Genomic DNA, 17558 nt, shown 5'->3' with positions numbered 1-17558 from the left:
CCGGAGGGGCCTTGGCTCCCGGGTCCTTCGATCCGCTGCGCGGGCCGTTTCTCGGGGAGCGGCGCAGCGGATAACAGATCGAATCCCCCCGACAAGCGCCGCGTTGCATCTCACGCGAATTCCGCCTGCGCCTCTCGGGCCGAGGATATCGACCGCGCCGGGATCCGTCCGGGCGCGGCGTCAGGCCGGCTCGGCGCCCGTCTCGAGGAGCGGCACCGCCCCGTCGCCGATGCTGACGCCCGGCGTGCGGATCAGTTCGGCCTTGCGGATCAGCTCCGTCACCTCCACCGAGATGCGGTTGCCCGTCACCACGATCTGGCCGCGGGCGATCGGGTGGTCGTTGGCGAGGATCTCGACCATATCGGTCTCGGTCGATTCGAGCTCGATCACCGCGCCGCGGCCCATGCGCAGCAGCATGTGCAGCGGCATGTGGCTGCGCCCGAGCACGACCGTGAGATCGACCTTGAGGTCTTCGAGAACTGCCACGCGACGTATGCCCCGCACCGCCAGCGACCGCCGGCTCCGGGCGACTGTTCACGCATCATGGTGAAGCCTTGGTAAACGATCCCGCTTCCCGCCTCGCCACGGCGCCCGACGCCTTCCGGCCGAGGCCCGGCTCGCCGCCCGTCGCGTGGCGGGTGAGCGAAGGGCTCGTCGCCTACGAGGCGGCTGTGGCCGAGATGGAGGCACGGGCGGAGGCGATCCGGAGCGGGGCATCGCCCGAATGCGTCTGGCTCCTGGAGCACCCGGCCCTCTACACGGCGGGCACCTCTGCGCGCGAGGGGGATCTCGTGGAGCCCGGGCGCTTCCCCGTCCATCGCACGGGGCGGGGCGGGCAGTTCACCTATCACGGTCCCGGCCAGCGGGTGGCCTACGTGATGCTCGACCTGGCGCGCCGCCGCACGGATCTGCGCGCCTACGTGGCGGCGCTCGAAGCCTGGATCATCGCGACGCTGGACGCCTTCAACGTGCGCGGCGAGCGCCGGGAGGACCGGGTCGGGGTCTGGGTGCGGCGGCCCGGGAAGGGGGAGGGCGCCGAGGACAAGATCGCGGCGATCGGCATCCGGGTGCGGCGCTGGGTGAGCTTCCATGGCATCAGCCTCAACGTCGAGCCCGACCTCTCGCACTTCTCCGGCATCGTACCCTGCGGAATCCGCGGCCACGGGGTGACGAGCCTCGTCGATCTCGGCCACCTCGTCAGCCTGCCCGAGGTCGACATGCACCTGCGCGCCGCCTTCGAGCCGATCTTCGGCGAGACCGTGCTCGTGCCCTGACGCGTCAGATCACGGGCACGCCGCGCTGCTTGGCATGGTCGCCGGGCTCCACGTGGATGACGACCACGGCCCCCTCGATGGCGCCCTCGATCGCGCTCTCCAGGCGGTCGCAGATGGCGTGGGAATCGGCCACCGTCATCTCGCCCGGCACCACGAGGTGGAAGTCGATGAAGGTCGCTTGGCCCGCGTGGCGGGTGCGCACGTCGTGGGCCTCCAGCGCCCCGGCGCCGTGGGCCGAGATGAGAGCACGGATCTGGTCGACCATGTCCGGGGGAGCGGCCCGGTCCATCAGGCCGTCGATCGATTCCCGCACCATGCCCCAGCCGGACCAGAGGATGTTGAGCGCGACGAGCCCTGCCACCACCGGATCGAGCACGAGGTAGCCCGTGGTGGCCACGAGGGCGACGCCGACGAGCACGCCGACCGAGGTGAACACGTCGGCGAGCACGTGCCGGGCATCCGCCACGAGGGCGGGCGAGCGCCACGCCCGGCCCCGCCGCATCAGGCCGACTGCCCAGGCCGCGTTGACGAGCGTGGCGAGGCCGTTGACCGCGAGGCCGAGGGCGGGCGCGTCGAGTTCCTTCGGCGCCAGGACGCCGTGGTAGGATTCGCGCAGGATCAGGAGCGCCGCCACGATGATGAGCGCTCCCTCGATCACCGCGGAGAAGTACTCGGCCTTGTGGTGGCCGTAGGGATGGTCTGCGTCGGGCGGTGCCGCGGCGACGCGGAGCGCCACGAAGGCGCAGCCCGCGGCCACCACGTTGATGATGCTCTCCAGCGCGTCCGAGTAGAGCGCGAGACTCCCGGTCAGCCAGAAGGCTGCGAACTTGAGGGCCGTGACGAGGGCGCCGACGCCGACGCCGGTGAGGGCGGCTTTCTGGGTGCGTTCCATGCGGGGGTTCGGCGAAGGGATCTAGCGCGGCGCGGGCTGCCGCCCGGCCGCTTTCGGCCCGCACATAGGCCAGGGCCGGCCCGCAAGGCCACGGCAAAGGTGTTAGCCGCAGCTATAGGCCAAGCCACTCATCGCCGCGTCCCTCGGCACCGAAGTCATCGGCGCGGAGACGGTCCGGCACATCAGCGCTGTCACGCGCCATCGGGCGCGGCATCGCCCCCGAGGCCCCGTGCCGCCTCGCGGACCCGGCTGCGCTCGGCCTGGGCCCGGGCCTGCACCGCCTTGCGCCGGTAGCGCCGGGCCATCCAGCCGAACCGCGCCTGCTCGGCGAGGGCGTCGAGGCGGGCCGCCTCCCGGTCCCAGTAGCCGACGAGTTGCGCATCGAGCGTCTGGCGGATTCGCCGCCTGTTCCTGGCGTCCTGCACGGTTCGCCCCCCCACAAAGAGGCGTGCATGGTGAACCGGAGCGCGGCGCGGTCAAGCCTCGGTCGCCGGCCGCGCCGAGGCCCGCGACAGGGCAGCCGTGCCACGCGCCGCATTGATCGGGACGCCTGAAGCGTGCACTTCAGCGCCCCATGCGTGTGGACCTGTTCGATTTCGAGCTGCCGGAGGCGCGCATCGCGCTGCGGCCCGCCCAACCGCGCGATGCCGGGCGCCTCCTCGTCGTGCGTCCCGGCGGGCGGCCGCTTCTTGAGGACAGGACGGTGCGCGACCTTCCGGGTCTGCTGCGCCCGGGCGACGCCCTCGTCTTCAACGACACGCGGGTGATTCCGGCTCGCCTCCAAGCCCTGCGTACCCGGCCCGGCGCCGCGGGCCTGCGGACGGAGGTGATGCTGCACCAGCGCGAGGCGCCGGATCGCTGGCGGGCCTTCGCGCGGCCGGGCAAACGCCTCGCCCCGGGCGACACCCTGCGCTTCGGCGATCACCGGGAGGGAGCGCCCTGCGAACTCGGCGGGCTCACAGCCCAACTCGTCGAGAAGGGGGAGGGGGGGAGATCGTGCTCCGCTTCGACCTCTCGGGCCCGATCCTCGACGAGCGCGTCGCCGCCCTCGGCACCCTGCCGCTGCCACCCTACATCGCGGGCAAGCGGCCGGCCGACGCGCAGGACGCCCACGACTATCAGACGGTCTACGCCACCGAGCCCGGTGCCGTCGCCGCGCCGACCGCGGGGCTGCACTTCTCGGAGGATCTCCTCGCGGGAATCGATGCGGCCGGCCTTTCCCGCCACACGGTCACGCTGCATGTGGGCGCCGGCACCTTCCTGCCCGTCAAGGCGGACGACACCGCCGACCACCGGATGCACGCCGAGATCGGCCGGCTCGACGCCGCGACGGCCGAAGCCCTCAACGCGGTGCGGGCCCGGGGCGGGCGGATCGTGGCGGTCGGCACTACCGCGCTGCGGCTCCTGGAGAGCGCGGCCGACGCGGCCGGCAGGCTCCGCGCCTTCGCGGGGCCGACCGACATCTTCATCACGCCGGGGGTGCCCGTGCGCGCCGTCGATGCTCTGATGACGAACTTCCACCTGCCGCGCTCGACCCTGTTCATGCTGGTCTCGGCCTTCTCAGGGCTCGAGACCATGCGGACGGCCTACGGCCACGCGATACGAGCGGGCTACCGCTTCTACTCCTACGGCGATTCGAGCCTGCTCTTCCCGGACAGACGCCCCTGATGCAGAACGCGCCCCCGCAAGCCGCTCCCCCGCAGGACGCCCGACCGACCGCGTTCACCTTCCGCGTGGACGCCGCCGACGGTCACGCCCGGACCGGCGCCATCACCATGCCGCGGGGCACGATCCGCACGCCGGCCTTCATGCCGGTCGGCACGGCCGCGACCGTGAAGGCGATGTATCCGGAGCAGGTGCGCGACCTCGGCGCCGACGTCGTGCTCGGCAACACCTACCACCTGATGCTGCGCCCCGGCCCCGAGCGGATGGCCCGGCTCGGTGGCCTGCACCGCTTCATGCTCTGGGACGGGCCGATCCTCACCGATTCCGGCGGCTTCCAGGTGATGTCGCTGTCGAGCCTGCGCAAGCTCGACGAGCAGGGCGTCACCTTCCGCTCGCATGTCGACGGCACGGCCCACCACATGAGTCCGGAGCGCTCGATCGAGATCCAGGGCCTGCTCGGGTCCGACATCCAGATGCAGCTCGACGAGTGCGTGCGCCTGCCGGCCGAGCCGGAGGCGATCGCGCGCGCGATGCAGCTGTCGCGGCGCTGGGCGGAGCGCTGCCGCGTCGCCTTCGGTGAGCAGCCGGGCAAGGCGCTGTTCGGCATCGTGCAGGGGGGCGATGTGCCGGCGCTCCGCGTCGAGAGCGCCCGGGCGCTGGTCGATCTCGATCTCAAGGGCTACGCGATCGGGGGGCTCGCGGTGGGTGAGCCGCAGGCGGTGATGCTCGCCATGATCGAGGCGGTCGAGCCGCACCTGCCGAGGGCCAAACCCCGCTACCTGATGGGCGTCGGGACCCCGGACGACCTCCTGCGCTCCGTCGAGCGCGGGATCGACATGTTCGACTGCGTAATGCCGACAAGGGCCGGCCGCCACGGCCTCGCCTATACCCGCCACGGCCGGGTCAACCTGCGCAATGCCCGCCACGCCGAGGATGCGCGGCCCCTCGACCCGTCGTCCGCCTGCCCTGCGTCCCGCGATTATTCCCGAGCCTACCTGCACCACCTCGTCCGCTCGGACGAGATACTCGGCATGATGCTGCTGACCTGGAGCAACCTCGCATACTACCAAGAGTTGATGGCGGGCATGCGGGCCGCAATCCGGGCCGGTCGGTTGGCCGACTTCGCGGGCGAGACCCGCGAGACCTGGGCGCGCGCCGAAGCGGAGCGGACCGCGCGCGGGTAGGGGCGGGCACCCGATCGGGTCGCCGGCCGCGACCGCCGAGGATGAAACGGTCGGCGTCGGCGGACCGCCCCGGTTGACCCCTCGCGGCGGCTCCCCTATTGCGGGCCACGCCTCCCCGAACTCGGCCTGCGAGCCCAGACCGCGGCGGATGCGAGCGCGTAGCTCAGCTGGTAGAGCAACGGACTTTTAATCTGTAGGTCCTGGGTTCGAGTCCCAGCGCGCTCACCACTAACTTCAATAAGTTAGCAGAAGGCACGGCCCCGGGTTCGAGGGTCGTGTCCGCACTATGTCCGCATGTGAGCAGCGGCAGAGTTTTGGCTCGCCAGCGCTGATTGATGCGCTCAATCCCGTTGCTGGCGGTTTCCGGGAGGCGTGTCCGTCCAAGCAGAAAATGCGGACGCCCGCCCTGAGCGCTCCGACCAAGCTGCAATTAATTGCGCGAGGTCTTCCGGCTCCCTCCCAGTCAGCCATGCGCCGCAACTGAACGTTGGCCCCACCCGGGAAGCGGACGTTCCGCATTGCGCCCGTTTCTGCCGTCCACCTGACCCGAGCGGCGTCTCCAAAGCGGCCATTCGACGGCGGAACGTTCTGTATCCAGCCGTCTCCCCCAAAGTGGATTCATGAGAACCGGGACAAGCAGCGCTGACGACGGGGTCACCGACCAGGCACACTGTCTGGGGAACACCCGCGTTCAGTGCCTGCTGCTCTGGCTCGCAGCCAAGGCATGAAGCGGTCTCGTTTCTCGTCGCAGGCGTGAGTGACCCTGACCCGCCAAACTGGTCCGCGCTGAGCGCAAGGTTTTCGGGCATTGGAGTTGACCCGATTTGTGGTCCACCACCTATGCAAGTTCTCGGGCTGTGACAGCTTGGTTGGCGAAGGCTCGGGGCGTCAAGCCACCCAGGGCCGTATGGGGTCGATCTTCGTTGTAGTGGCACCTCCATTCCTCGATGCGTTCACGGGCATCGGCTAGCGACAGGAACCACGCGGCGTTCAGGCATTCCGCTCGGAGGCGGCCGTTGAACGACTCAATGTAGGCATTGTCGGTCGGCTTGCCCGGCCGGGAGAAGTCGATTTCGACCCCGTTCAGGTAGGCCCACTGGTCGAGCATGCGCCCGGCGAACTCCGGCCCATTGTCCACCCGCAGGCTCTTTGGCCTTCCCCGTAACCGGACCAAGGCGTCCAGGGCTTCAGTCACTTGGTAGGCGCGGAAATTGGCTCTCGGTGTGAGCGAGAGTGCCTCTCGCGTGTGGCAATCGACGACGGTCAGGATCCGAAACGGACGCCCGTCAAAAAGACGATCGGACATGAAGTCCATGGCCCAAACCTCGTTCGGGCCACCGATCGCCGGGCGCCCCTGGCGGTAGCGCCAAGCTCGCTTGCGCTTGGGCAGCTTGGGCCGGATCGACAGCCCTTCATCGCGGTAGATCCGGTAGGTGCGCTTGTGATTTACCTTCCAGCCCTCTCGTCGCAACAGGATGTGCAGCCGCCGGTAGCCGTAGCGCACCCGTGCGGCCGCCAGCTCCTTCAGCCGCATGCGCAGCGCAACTTGCGGGTCGGATCGCTTCCTGTAACGCTGGGACGATCGGCCGAAGCCGGTGGCCTGGCAGGCCCGACGCTCGCTGATGCCGTAGGCCCCCTGCAGGTGACCGGCGACCTCGCGGCGAACGGCAGGCCTCACCACTTTCGCTTGAGCACATCCTGCAGCATGGAGCGATCCAGCGTCAGATCGGCGACAAGCCGCTTGAGCTTGCTGTTCTCGTCCTCCAGCTGCTTGAGCCGCCGGATCTCCGACACGCCCATGCCGACGAACTGCTTCTTCCAGCGATAAAAGGTTGGCTCGGACACGCCCATCTTCCGGCAGACCTCGTCCACCGCTGCACCGTTTTCCGCCTGCCGAAGGGCAAAGGCGATTTGCTCGTTCGTGAAGCGCTTGCGAGGCATGGCATCCACCCTCCTTCAGGGTTCAGGATTCCCGAAAAACTTGCGCTTAGCGCGGACCAGTTTGCTGGGTCAGGGTCACCCGAAAACTTGCATAGGCCCTGGACCACAAATCGGGGCAGCTCCAAGCCGACCGTGCACTAATTTCGAACCTGGGCCACCGCGTGGGGGCGGATCATGACGGAGGTGGGGATCGCACCTTCAAAGAGCACAACTATCACGTCTGCGCTCACACGAGCCTCAGTGATCTCACGCTTGCCGATATCTACCTCGGCTGCGGCGAGGCCATTCTGCGCGAGCAGGATCGCATCAAGCGGCACTCGTCCGCTGGTACCCCCGCGCGCCAAGCTGCGCGATAGCGCACAGATCAAACTAAGGATACCTGCGCCTGAGTACTAACAAATGTTTCTATGGGACAATATTTTAGATTCGCTCTTGATTTTGATCACCTAAAACCATAGATAACATAAAGTAATATCTCTTAACTTACCGCGTGGCCTTGCCCACTCATTTTTTCGACGAGGAGCGCATCAAGACAGCTGGACGCAGCCATGGGCACCATGATCTCTCCTGTCATTGCCAGTCTCTTGTTCGGCTTGGCTTTCCCCACCGCGCTCGCGCAAGACTATGGCATTCCTGCCGATGCGACAGGTGCGCCTCGCGGTAAGCTTGAAGTGCGAGATGGATTGACCAACTCACTTGAAGAGCATCAGCATGGCGTGGCGCCAACCTACTCTGATGACGAGCTGGCCCTGAATCCGGCTAGCTCACGGATTGAAGGCCTCGGTTCGAGCCAAACCATCCCAAGACCATCTAAAAGCATCTTTCCGCAGGATACCGCCAAAACCACAGTATCTCGGTGCGTCGTTCCTAATTTCGGAGCAACTTTCGAATGCAGCCCTTACGGTAGATGGCTTTATTTTTAGCACTATAAATAAGATTTATCCTTGAAACGTATGTACCACGGCTCGGTGGCGAATACGCCTGTCAGCCGAATTTTGCAAAGGAATGAGCGATGAGCGGTCAACTTGATCAAGCTGCCTCTGCAATTCTTGTCTGGCTCCCAGAGGGTCTTGCACCCGATGACGGGTCATTCGCGACGAGGTCGGCAGACCTGGCTTGCGGTCCTGAGTATTGGTTCCATTTTTCTGATGCATTTCGTTACGCCATGAACGTTCCGCGGTCAGACGAGCGGTTGCCTTGGATCAAGGTCGGTGACCGAACCATTCCACCAGAGGAATTGCGCAGGATGTATGTCCCGCGCGGACATGAGGAGGGTTGGACCAAAAGCATGTAGCAGAGGATCTGGTTTTCTCACTGCATAACGGGCAGTGTTCATTTTTACATTTCGGTAAATGTCATGGCTAATATGCATCTTAGATCATGGATTGGTGACCGTGTTAATCAATCGCGTGTCGTGATCATACTCGTCCTTCTTGCCGCAACTTACTTTATAGTAGGAACGGAGTTACGCTGGTAGAAAGAAATACGCGCTTGCTCGCACTGCCTGCGGCGAGAACTGTGAGCTAGCGCTGAAGCTCAACTCGACCTGCGGGGAGGCGCGAGGATGCAGCGACGGACTGCGGCCAACGCTCGAACATATGCGAGTGCTGGAGGCGGCCGCTGTCAAGATGATGTCGGCAGCCTGCGCGGCCAAGCTAAATAGCATGGAGCGTCCGCTTCATCCTGGCTCGATGTACCGATCAGACGGCAGAGCAAGTTTTCGCTTGCCTCAACCGCAGTAGGTTGCATGAAATATTTCAGATAAATCCGCAAAAAGTCAAATAATTCTGGCCTTATTCCCGATTAAGTGATACGTTGATTTTGTAAAAATAAAATAGTTTCGCTGCGGACGAGGCTAAGGTGCGTACGTCCCGAACGACCGTGATCTTCGGCCTACCTTTCACACGGATTGCGCCCGATGCGCGGCAGCCAGCGGGACCCCAGACGGTCGACACCGATGAGGAGCCGCTCGAATGCTCCTCAACCTTGGCCCCTCGACAAGGTGCCACCACCGTCTATCCCCTGCCTCGCCATGACGCGGTGAAATCGGTGCAGGCCCTCTCCGTCGGCGCGCAGTAACTCGACGCGGCGCGCCGGTCGGGGAGCGCCGCGCTTGGGCCGTCGCGAGGCCGCACGAAGGTACGGCAGCCTTTACCTGTTTAGTAGGAGGATATAGTGTCTAAAGCATACTTTTCAGCTTACATGGACGACAGGCTTAACCAAACCTTCGTTGCGGTGGCACTCGTCGGAGCCGCCTGCATATACTTCCTCGTAGGACTAGATCTGCATTGGTAAATGCAGAATTCTCGTTTGAGCCGGACGCGGAATAGATCCAATTTTTCGGGAGGCCGCCATGCGTGAACATCGCTACGCCGTTGGCCAACTTGTGAAGTATTCCGAGAGCGGTGGGCGCGGTCGATATTGGCCAGACGCCAGCGACCCAGCTTGGGCGGGGTCCTATGAGATCACAAACCTGCTCCCGGCGGGAAGCTACGAGCCCTCGTACGAGATCCATGATGCCGAGCAGAGCTATTATTGGGTGGTCGGTGAGGGCCAGCTCTGCGAGGATCCAAGCCGTGTGATCTCACACTCGACCGGCGAGTTCTTCCTACTCTGGGCCAAGATGAATGTTGCCATGACGCGCGAGCTCCAGCCCACCTGGACGAGCTTTGTGTCGGCGATGGAGGCCGAGTTGAGCCGCAAGAATCACGAGAACCATCAGCTTCGCCAAGATCTTGAGATGATGCGCAGGCGCGAAATAGAAGGCGCCTTGTAGGCCGAACGAGAACTCGTAAGTACGACGCTCAAGCCGGTCTTCATGATCCAATTGCTGCCGGGGAGAGGAACGCCGTTTAACTAGGTCGATCGAGTGCTGGGCGAGTGTACGGCGGAAATCTCCGATGCCTACCCAACTCGCTCTGACCGACATTAAGCGCGAGGCCCGGCTCGCTGCGAAGATCTCGGAGCGTTTCAGTCTGCTGCTCACGCAGGTGCAGGCCGAACTGACTGCCCTGCAAGTCCTTCTAGCTTAGTTTTTTGAACACACTGTAGGACAGGATCAGGGTGATGAACATTCTGAATGCGATCTCGGACTCGAAGCTACCATCGCGCCACGCTAGTGCGGAACGGTCTGGCCCCCTCGAGGATCGCGAGCCAGAACGATCCAGCAGGCTGGCCTTGAGCGTACCCCCTGCCGGTGGCGAGATCGCGCGATGGGACGAGGATGGTGGCGCCCCAGCCCGGCCGATCAGTTCGGGCTGGAACAGGCAGGCAGCTTCTGCGCCGTCATGCGTCGACGTTGCAGGCTCGGGTGACGCCGAGAAGCTTCGATGAGGAAGACCCGATCGGCTGATTCTTTGCAGCCCTGGTTGGCCTCGCCGACCTTGCGCTCGTTCTTCTTCTCGTCGTCAACTTTCTCCTGGAGTGGCGCTACGCCGGGGACCTCGCGGCCGGCGCCCGGCACTAGCGGCGCGGCCGACCGGTCCGGCTCCACGGCGATCCGGGTCGAGGGCCTGTCGAAGACCTTCGACACGGCGGCCGTCCTGCACGACTTCCATCTCGACGTGCGGGCGGGCGAATTGCTCGGCCTCCTCGGCCCCTCGGGCTCGGGCAAGACGACGCTGTTGCGCATCATCGCCGGGCTCGACTTCCCCGATCGCGGCCGCGTCCTGTTCGGGGGCGACGACGCCACCGGCCTGCCGGTGCAGCAGCGGGCGGTGGGCTTCGTGTTCCAGCACTACGCCCTGTTCAAGCACATGAGCGTGGCCGACAACATCGCCTACGGGCTCAACGCCCGGAAGCGCGCGGACCGGCCGGGCAAGGCCGAGATCCGCCGCCGCGTCGGCGACCTCCTCGACCTGATCAAGCTGTCGGGCTTCGCCGACCGCTACCCGTCCCAGCTCTCGGGCGGCCAGCGCCAGCGCATCGCGCTGGCCCGCGCCCTCGCCGTCGAGCCCAGGGTGCTGCTCCTCGACGAGCCGTTCGGGGCGCTCGACGCGCAGGTGCGCAAGGACCTGCGCCGCTGGCTGCGCGAGATCCACGACCGCACCGGCCAGACCACGATCTTCGTCACCCACGACCAGGACGAGGCCCTGGAGCTCTCCGACCGGGTCGCCGTGCTCGACAAGGGCCGCCTGGAGCAGGTCGGCACGCCCGACGAGGTGCAGGACCGGCCGGCCTCCGCCACGGTGCTGAAGTTCCTCGGCGACGCGGTCGAGCTCGAGGCCCTCGCCGAGGGCGGACGCGTCCTCGTGGACGGGCGCCCGACGCCGGTCACCGCGCCCCGCGGGGTGATCGGCCCGGCGCGCCTCTACGTGCGGCCGTGGCAGCTCCAGTTCGTCGAGCCGGCCGAGGCCCATCTCTCCGGCACGGTGCGCGCCTCCCACCGCAGCCAGGGCCGCCAGCGCGTCGAGGTCGAGCGGCCGGACGGGCGCCTCGTCGTGGTCGAGGATTTCGACGGCGAGCGCTACGCCGCGGGCCGGCCGGTGGGCCTGCGCATCAACGGCGGGTACGTGTTCGCCGATGTGGCCGATGTGTCAGGCGATTTTCGATGGGAGGATCGGCTCGGAGGTATGCGGGCAGCTTTCACTGCACCTCGCAAGGCAGGCAACTGATACGGCCGCTGCAATCTCCAGCTGGCGACTCGGGCGACGCTGAAGCGGAAGCAAGCGCAGGTCGCCTTGATCGCAAAACTCGCACAACCGGAAGCCTCGTGTCAGCGTGAGCCACTTACGACAGAACAGGATCTTCCTCTGTTGCCACACGAAATTCTATAGGGTTTGCCCCAAAGGTCCAGGTTATCGATACGTCCTCGGCGCGAAACCTGCCCGAGGGCTCTCTTGAACTCCCGGAGGGCCTTGTTTGATGCGGGACCATTCGGTGGCAGGTGTCAAGGCGGTCGTTCACACCGGCTGAGGCCGCGAAGTAGCGTGGCGCGGCCAGGATTGGAGTCGATCCAGTTATCCAATCTGGATGATCCAGCCCCGCGCAGCTGAACGAAGCAGTGCATGGGAGCGCCGTCCCGCAAAACCTTGGTCTCACGATTCCTTCCGGTCGTCCGGTTCGGGATGCGGTCCACCAAAGCCGGAGGCGCGTATCACACTGTAGACGCCCGCGGCGAAGCCCAGCATCAGGAGCACCAACATCCCCCAGGGCTTCGTCCCAAGAAATCGATCGAAGATCCAGCCGAGGATCCCCCCTGCGATTACGGCCCCGGTGAACTCGGTGGAGAGTTGCATTGCGCGCCCGAGGGACGATGGTCCGGCAGATGATCCGGAACGCGACGAATGAGCGGGAGAGGCCGAGATCCGCTTCTGTTCAATCTGCGTCTCGAGGCGCTTGAGTCGTGCGGAGAGATCGCGGTCCGGTTCCGTTCCCGGTTCTCTGCCCTTCTCGTCGCTGCCGCCCACGGCGAAACCTCGCATTCGCGGTGCCGCAAGTTCGAGGCCAGACAGTCAGAACTCCGGCTTTCACTGCCTGCGACGTTGCTGCAGAGTCCAAAGCACGAAGCCCGCGCACAGCGCGAGCGTCCCGACAAAAGTGAAAAATATAATTTCGGCGGACATTTGGAAGTCCCCTTCAGCTAGACACTGATCGCACCTCTCTAAGTGATAACCGCGGTTCAGAAAGAACTCTCAAGTCAACGCCGGCGAATTTTTCCCGTTCCGTAGTTGGTTTCGAGCCGAGATATCCCGACCCGGATGGGTGAGTCCCAACTCCGTGGCATTCACCGGTGTGTTGAGGACGCGACGAACAAGGCGGCTCACTGTTGTCCGGGCTGGCTCAGAGGATCAGCCCAGATCAAAGGAGCAGCTCTTCGCCGGCTTCCGTCGAGGAGGAAGGCGCTTGTGTTCCCACGTAGGGGCTTGGCGCTAGCTCCGACTCGGTGCCGCAATCGCGCTTACAGGGAGTGTTCGTGGTCTCAGGCACGGAAACTGAGACCTCTGCAACGGGCCCGGGGCCCTTACGTCCGCTTCCAACCGCTTGCCTGCGTCTGCTGGGAAGCGCAGCATCGCCAGCCATTTCGGAGCGACCGAAGTCTTGCAATCTAGATGTTTGGTCCCGGGATTTGGTGGTGCGGGTTCTGGGTGAACCTAGAGGGCTCCTCCGTCCAAGCTTTGCAGATAGCTTCGTAGGGCGTGAGGCCGCGTAGCGTCTTGAGGCGGCGGGCGAAGTTATAGGCGGCCACGAAGTCGGCGAGGTGCTGCCGAAGCTGACTGTGGCTGTCGTAGTAGAAGCGCTTGACGGTGGCGTCCTTGATCGTGCGGTTCATCCGCTCAACTTGACCATTCGTCCAGGGATGGCGCGGCTTCGTGAGACGGTGCTCGATGTTGAGGTCGGCGCAGGCGCCCTCAAAGGAGTGGCAGCGGAACAGCACCTTCTCGGCGCGCATCGCTCTGATCTCTTCCGGCGTCCAAGTGTTCCCGGACGGCTCGGTGAAATGCGTGCCGTTGTCGGTGAGCACCGTGTGGATCTTGTAGGGAACGGCGGCAGCAAGGGCCCGCAGGAAGTTGCCGGCGACCCGGCGCGTGGCCTTCTCGTGCAACTCGGCGAAGGCGAACTTGGAGGTCCGGTCGATCGCCACAAGCAGGTAGAGTCGGCCTTCTTTGGTGTGCACCTCGGCGATATCGATGTGGAAGTAGCCGAGCGGGTAGCGCTTGAATTTTGCACGTAGCGGCTTGTCGCCATCCACTTCGGGGAGCCGCGAGATGCCATGGCGCTGCAGGCACCGGTGCAGGCTTGAGCGTGTAAGGTGCGGGATCGTCGGCTGCAGGGCGTAGAGGCAGTCGTCGAGTGGCAGCAGGGTGTGCCGGCGAAAGGCGACGATCACCGCCTCGTTCTCGGCCGTCAGCACCGTAGACCGGTGTTCCGTTGGCCCCGTCTTCCGGTCAGCCACCGAGGACCGCTTCTTCCACTTCGCGACGGTCTTCGGGTTGACGCCGTAACGGGCCGCCAACGCCCTCAGGCTCGCTTGACTATGCTGTATCGCTCGACGGACTGCCGCTGTCGTCGTGGCGCTCCCGTGCTGAACCTGGCCCATAGCGCGTCCTTCCACTCTCGTGAGAAAACTGCACCATCAAACCCTGGGATCAAACATTGTCTTATGGCTTTGGCGTCCAGCTCGGCCAGACTGGATCGCCGCCGGCGCGTTCGCCTCGCGCCGGCGGCGGGAGGGGACGGGTCGGGAAAACGCCGGCTGTCGCGGGCCGTGCTAGAGTATGACCACCCCTCTCTTTTCCTCGTGGCCTGAACGGATACCCGGGCATTGCGGCCCGGATGACAAGCCAAGGACGCGGAAAAGATGGAGCACTCTACCCCTGTCACCGCCGGTATCGACATCGGCAAGGATCACCTCGACGCCTGCCTCCATCCCGGCGGGAGCGAACGGCGCTTCACCAACGACGCCCGAGGCCACCGCGCGCTGATCGCGTGGCTGGCGCCGCATACGCTCGCTCGCGTGGTCTACGAGGCGACGGGCGCTTACCATCGCGCCTTCGAGCGTACCCTCGCCCAAGCCGGCCTGCCGCTGGCCAAGGTCAATCCGCGTCAGGCCCGGCGCTTCGCCGAGGCCACTGGACGGTTGGCCAAGACCGACCGCTGCGACGCGGCCATGCTGGCGCGGCTGGGCGCCCTGCTCGAACCGCCGGTGCGATCCCTGCCGACCCCGCTGTTGGGCACGATGCGCGAACTGCACGGCGCACGGCAGGCGCTGATCAAGGACCGTACCGCCGCGCTCAATCGGCAGAAGACGCTCACCGCCGCCCTGCTCAAACGGCAGGCGTTGCAGCGCCTCCGGCAGATCGAGGCCCAACTGGCCGCCATCGAGGCCGAACTCGACGCCCTGTGCGGCGCCGACCCGGACCTCGACCGCCGCCGAACCATCCTGGCGAGCATCCCCGGCATCGGCGTGGCCACCGCGGTCGCGCTGTTGATCGAGATGCCCGAGCTCGGCAGCCTCGAACCAGGACCAGCGGCAAGCTTGGCGGGGCTGGCCCCCATGGCGCGCGACTCCGGCCGGAGCCAGGGTCGGCGCTTCATCCGCGGCGGGCGCGCCAGCCTGCGCCAGGCCCTCTACATGCCAGCCCTCGTCGCGACCCGCTTCAACTCGGACCTGAGGGCCAAGTACCAGGCGCTGCGCGCCGCAGGAAAACCGCCCAAGCTCGCCCTGACCGCCGTCATGCGCAAGCTCCTCCTGCTCGCCAATGCCCTCCTCAGAGACGGCCGAACCTGGCAGCAAAAAGTCGCTTGATCACAACGGATACTCTAGAGGGAGGCGGTATCATGCGTCCGTATGCACCCGGCCTTATTGCTGCAGCCTGCCTCTTACTATTGCCACTTGCTGCACTCGCCCAAAGCTCGTCTAGGGATGATGAAAAAAGCGGCTCATACGACAGAGACTATGGCAAGAAAGATGACAGCAGATATCGCCGAGACGAGGACCGAGACCATGACGATAGGCGAGACTATTTAGACGGCGCGTCGCGACGAGGTTCGTCATTTCACATGACGATTGGGGATGCAAAGATTTATGTCCGATGCGGCCCTCGTGAAACGTTGAAGGACTGCGTCGACGCCGCTGTCACGCTCCTCGACAAAGCCCGTTCTCTGCCGGTTACAGGCAGCGCAAGCCCCGGATCTGGAAGCCCATCATCGCGGCCATAGTCCGAGAAGTGCGATCCGTGGGACCCCGCCGTCCCAGCAGCTTCTTCGAGGGGTTGATGCGGCCAGAGAAACTGGCAACAGCAGTTCGCCTAAGTATGAATGATGATCGCAAGCCAGTGGGAGTTCACCATCTGATTCAGCAGGCTCTTCTGTTATCAGTTGAGGTAGGCGAACGTTCCGGGATGGACGGGGAGGAGCGAGGACCTCTCGGCGTCGGAAGGATCCTCCATCTAGGCCGCTCCGCGCGGTCTTTGACCTCGCTTCATGCCCAACACCGCTGCTCCTAAGCTGATCCTCCCCATCAGCCCGGCCCCGGCCAGCCAGTCGGGCCACAGGAAGGCACCGGGAATCGCGGATCGCTCTGCGCAGAGTCACGCGGCACGGCCGATATCGAACCATACGCTCTCCAGCACCATGGCGCGCCAGTCCGAGTGCCGCGGGTCCATCTGAACAACGTGCATGTTCGCCTCGTCCAAGGCATCGAGGCCTCCGTCTGCAAAGATGCCCTCACCGAGCCGGTGAAGTTCTGCCCAGTAGCGCGTTCCAACGGGATCTGTGATCGGACCGCTGGAACTCGGGCCAAGCAGCGATCGGCCGGGTTCCCGCCATGTCGTGAGGGATCCTCCGTCGCAAACGGCACTGAAGGTCGCGGCAACACGCTCGCTCTTGACGATGGCCTGCAGCAACGCGTCAGTCGCCGCTTCAGCGGCATCGGGAGCAAAACTCATGGCTGTCTCCTTACGCCGCCCAGGAAGTCCTTTTGTTGTCGACGCTCCCATTCGCCCTGCCGCGGTGGCTTTCTCGGGCAAACTAGCTGGCCGGCGACCGCTTTAGCAGCGTAATAAGGGCCGGGAAGGCGAGCATGCGGGTCGCATGTACAACGATGTCAAGAGAACCACTGCAGGCGACGCTAAGCCGTGCGTCTTCAGCTGAATTTGCTAGAGAAATTGAAGAACCAAATTCAAGAGAATTGACGATAATTCATAGTACTTACATCGAATGTAGCGGCAGTTGGTGAATACAACTCTTGGCCGGCAAGCATGCAGCGAGCCTTGTGCGGCCATGCACTGGCCGCTAGAGGGCGCTCATGGCGAGTAGGAACTGCGCGGCCAGCAACAGTTTTGAAGATCTGTCCTGCCCGCTATTTGATTGGATAAAGCGCCGAACTTGAGGGAGGGCACTCATTCGGCACTGCACATTGCCCTTTCCGACACTCGGCGAGCCCTTAGGTGGGGGTGCGAGTTGCACCAACGGTGCACGAGTACACGACCTTTTGGGTGTCGCCGTCGACCAGTTCGACCGAAGTGGCGCCATCCTGCATGTGGCGAAGTGCAAGATCCTCTTGGCATTGGGCTTTCGCGGAGGCGAGATCACCGCGCCACGCATTTGAGCCCAATGCCGTCCGCTCTTTCCGAAAAATGATCCGGTACATCGGGCGAAACTCCGCAGTTTGTCATCGTACAAATCGCGCCGGCGGCGCGAGTAAGCGGCGACATCCTAATGTATGTGGCGAGAGCTCGGGCGATCGACAAGGCATCTTTGAAAATAAATCCGAACAGAAAAAATATAATTAGGGAATATTCTGGCCAGATGATATGATGATTTTGGAAGATTTATTATTCTTATGTCGGCGGCGGAGGCAAAAATGCGCACGACCCGAAAGACGCTGACCTTCGATCTGCCCTTCACATTGAGCAGGCTCGATGAGCAGCAGCCAGCCGGAACTTACACGGTCGACACCGATGAGGAGTTGCTCGAAGGCCTTTCCTTTTTGGCTTATCGGCGTGTCGCTACCACCATCTATCTTCCGTTTGCACACAGTGGATCGGGCTCCCTGCAGGCTGTTCCCGTCGACCCACAAGAACTCGAGGCGGCATTGCGCCGCTGAGAACGCGCGCCGCAGAATGGAGGCGAGCAAATCTATGCCGTTTATTCGGAGGA

The 17558-nt window shown here is 64.6% G+C and carries 14 protein-coding genes, 1 tRNA gene and 1 pseudogene; 9 read left to right on the top strand and 7 right to left on the bottom strand.

The window, feature by feature from the left end; translation table 11 throughout:
• Positions 1-180: 180 nt before the first annotated feature.
• Positions 181-486 (bottom strand): FliM/FliN family flagellar motor switch protein, encoded by a 306-nt coding sequence (locus tag DK389_RS29170; RefSeq protein ID WP_109895035.1) that lies wholly within the window; start codon positions 484-486, stop codon positions 181-183.
• Positions 487-554: 68 nt separating this feature from the next.
• Between DK389_RS29170 and lipB the strand changes: the two genes are divergently transcribed.
• A complete protein-coding gene (lipB, locus tag DK389_RS29165; protein WP_109895033.1) occupies positions 555-1274 on the top strand; it encodes a lipoyl(octanoyl) transferase LipB in 720 nt (239 codons plus the stop codon).
• Positions 1275-1278: 4 nt separating this feature from the next.
• Here the strand turns inward: lipB and DK389_RS29160 are convergent, their stop codons facing one another.
• Both DK389_RS29160 and DK389_RS29155 read right to left on the bottom strand, forming a co-directional pair.
• Positions 1279-2166 (bottom strand): cation diffusion facilitator family transporter, encoded by an 888-nt coding sequence (locus tag DK389_RS29160; protein WP_109895031.1) that lies wholly within the window; start codon positions 2164-2166, stop codon positions 1279-1281.
• Positions 2167-2357: 191 nt separating this feature from the next.
• Positions 2358-2591 carry a hypothetical protein gene (locus tag DK389_RS29155; protein ID WP_109895029.1) on the bottom strand — a complete coding sequence of 78 codons (234 nt, stop codon included), beginning with the start codon at positions 2589-2591 and terminating at the stop codon, positions 2358-2360.
• A gap of 149 nt (positions 2592-2740) precedes the next feature.
• Between DK389_RS29155 and queA the strand changes: the two are divergent.
• The 3 genes and pseudogenes from queA (at position 2741) to DK389_RS29140 (ending at position 5243) form a co-directional block, all read left to right on the top strand.
• Positions 2741-3834: pseudogene (queA, locus tag DK389_RS29150) on the top strand (tRNA preQ1(34) S-adenosylmethionine ribosyltransferase-isomerase QueA).
• Entirely contained in the window at positions 3834-5015 is a 1182-nt protein-coding gene (gene tgt / locus DK389_RS29145) for a tRNA guanosine(34) transglycosylase Tgt (protein WP_109895027.1), read from the top strand. The pseudogene queA and the gene tgt overlap by 1 nt, the downstream one beginning before the upstream one ends.
• A gap of 152 nt (positions 5016-5167) precedes the next feature.
• A tRNA-Lys gene (locus DK389_RS29140) sits at positions 5168-5243 on the top strand.
• A 610-nt stretch (positions 5244-5853) separates the two neighbouring features.
• On the opposite strand, the gene DK389_RS29135 is transcribed toward DK389_RS29140, so the two are convergent.
• A protein-coding gene (locus tag DK389_RS29135; protein WP_109895025.1) for an IS3 family transposase occupies positions 5854-6956 on the bottom strand; the annotation gives its coding sequence in 2 pieces (ribosomal slippage) (positions 5854-6695 and positions 6695-6956; 1104 coding nt in all).
• A 548-nt stretch (positions 6957-7504) separates the two neighbouring features.
• Here DK389_RS29135 and DK389_RS33200 point away from each other — a divergent pair.
• The 3 genes from DK389_RS33200 (at position 7505) to DK389_RS29125 (ending at position 11569) form a co-directional block, all read left to right on the top strand.
• A complete protein-coding gene (locus DK389_RS33200) occupies positions 7505-7879 on the top strand; it encodes a hypothetical protein (protein WP_162560955.1) in 375 nt (124 codons plus the stop codon).
• Positions 7880-9309: 1430 nt separating this feature from the next.
• The gene (locus DK389_RS29130) at positions 9310-9732 is read left to right on the top strand and encodes a hypothetical protein (protein WP_109895023.1); all 423 of its coding nucleotides are present in this window, start codon (positions 9310-9312) and stop codon (positions 9730-9732) included.
• Positions 9733-10324: 592 nt separating this feature from the next.
• Complete coding sequence (locus tag DK389_RS29125; protein WP_418292085.1) at positions 10325-11569, top strand: sulfate/molybdate ABC transporter ATP-binding protein; 1245 nt, start codon at positions 10325-10327, stop codon at positions 11567-11569.
• A gap of 423 nt (positions 11570-11992) precedes the next feature.
• On the opposite strand, the gene DK389_RS29120 is transcribed toward DK389_RS29125, so the two are convergent.
• On the bottom strand, positions 11993-12379 hold the full coding sequence (locus DK389_RS29120) for an AtpZ/AtpI family protein (RefSeq protein ID WP_109895019.1): 387 nt from the start codon (positions 12377-12379) through the stop codon (positions 11993-11995).
• Between the two features lie 623 nt (positions 12380-13002).
• Positions 13003-13995: an IS481 family transposase gene (locus DK389_RS29115; RefSeq protein ID WP_109888276.1), complete on the bottom strand. Its 993-nt coding sequence runs from the start codon at positions 13993-13995 to the stop codon at positions 13003-13005.
• A 261-nt stretch (positions 13996-14256) separates the two neighbouring features.
• On the opposite strand from DK389_RS29115, the gene DK389_RS29110 reads away from it, so the two are divergent.
• On the top strand, positions 14257-15204 hold the full coding sequence (locus DK389_RS29110) for an IS110 family transposase (RefSeq protein ID WP_109895017.1): 948 nt from the start codon (positions 14257-14259) through the stop codon (positions 15202-15204).
• Positions 15205-15988: 784 nt separating this feature from the next.
• Here DK389_RS29110 and DK389_RS29105 read toward each other — a convergent pair.
• A complete protein-coding gene (locus DK389_RS29105; protein ID WP_109895015.1) occupies positions 15989-16345 on the bottom strand; it encodes a hypothetical protein in 357 nt (118 codons plus the stop codon).
• 917 nt (positions 16346-17262) lie between these two features.
• Here DK389_RS29105 and DK389_RS29100 point away from each other — a divergent pair.
• Positions 17263-17505, top strand: a complete 243-nt coding sequence (locus DK389_RS29100) for a hypothetical protein (RefSeq protein WP_109896944.1) — start codon at positions 17263-17265, stop codon at positions 17503-17505.
• The last annotated feature ends 53 nt before the right edge of the window (positions 17506-17558 follow it).

Origin of the sequence: Methylobacterium durans (assembly GCF_003173715.1) — a bacterium.
Taxonomy (GTDB): domain Bacteria; phylum Pseudomonadota; class Alphaproteobacteria; order Rhizobiales; family Beijerinckiaceae; genus Methylobacterium; species Methylobacterium durans.
Note: the sequence above shows the minus strand (reverse complement) of the source record. Positions and strands in the feature narration are given on the sequence as shown.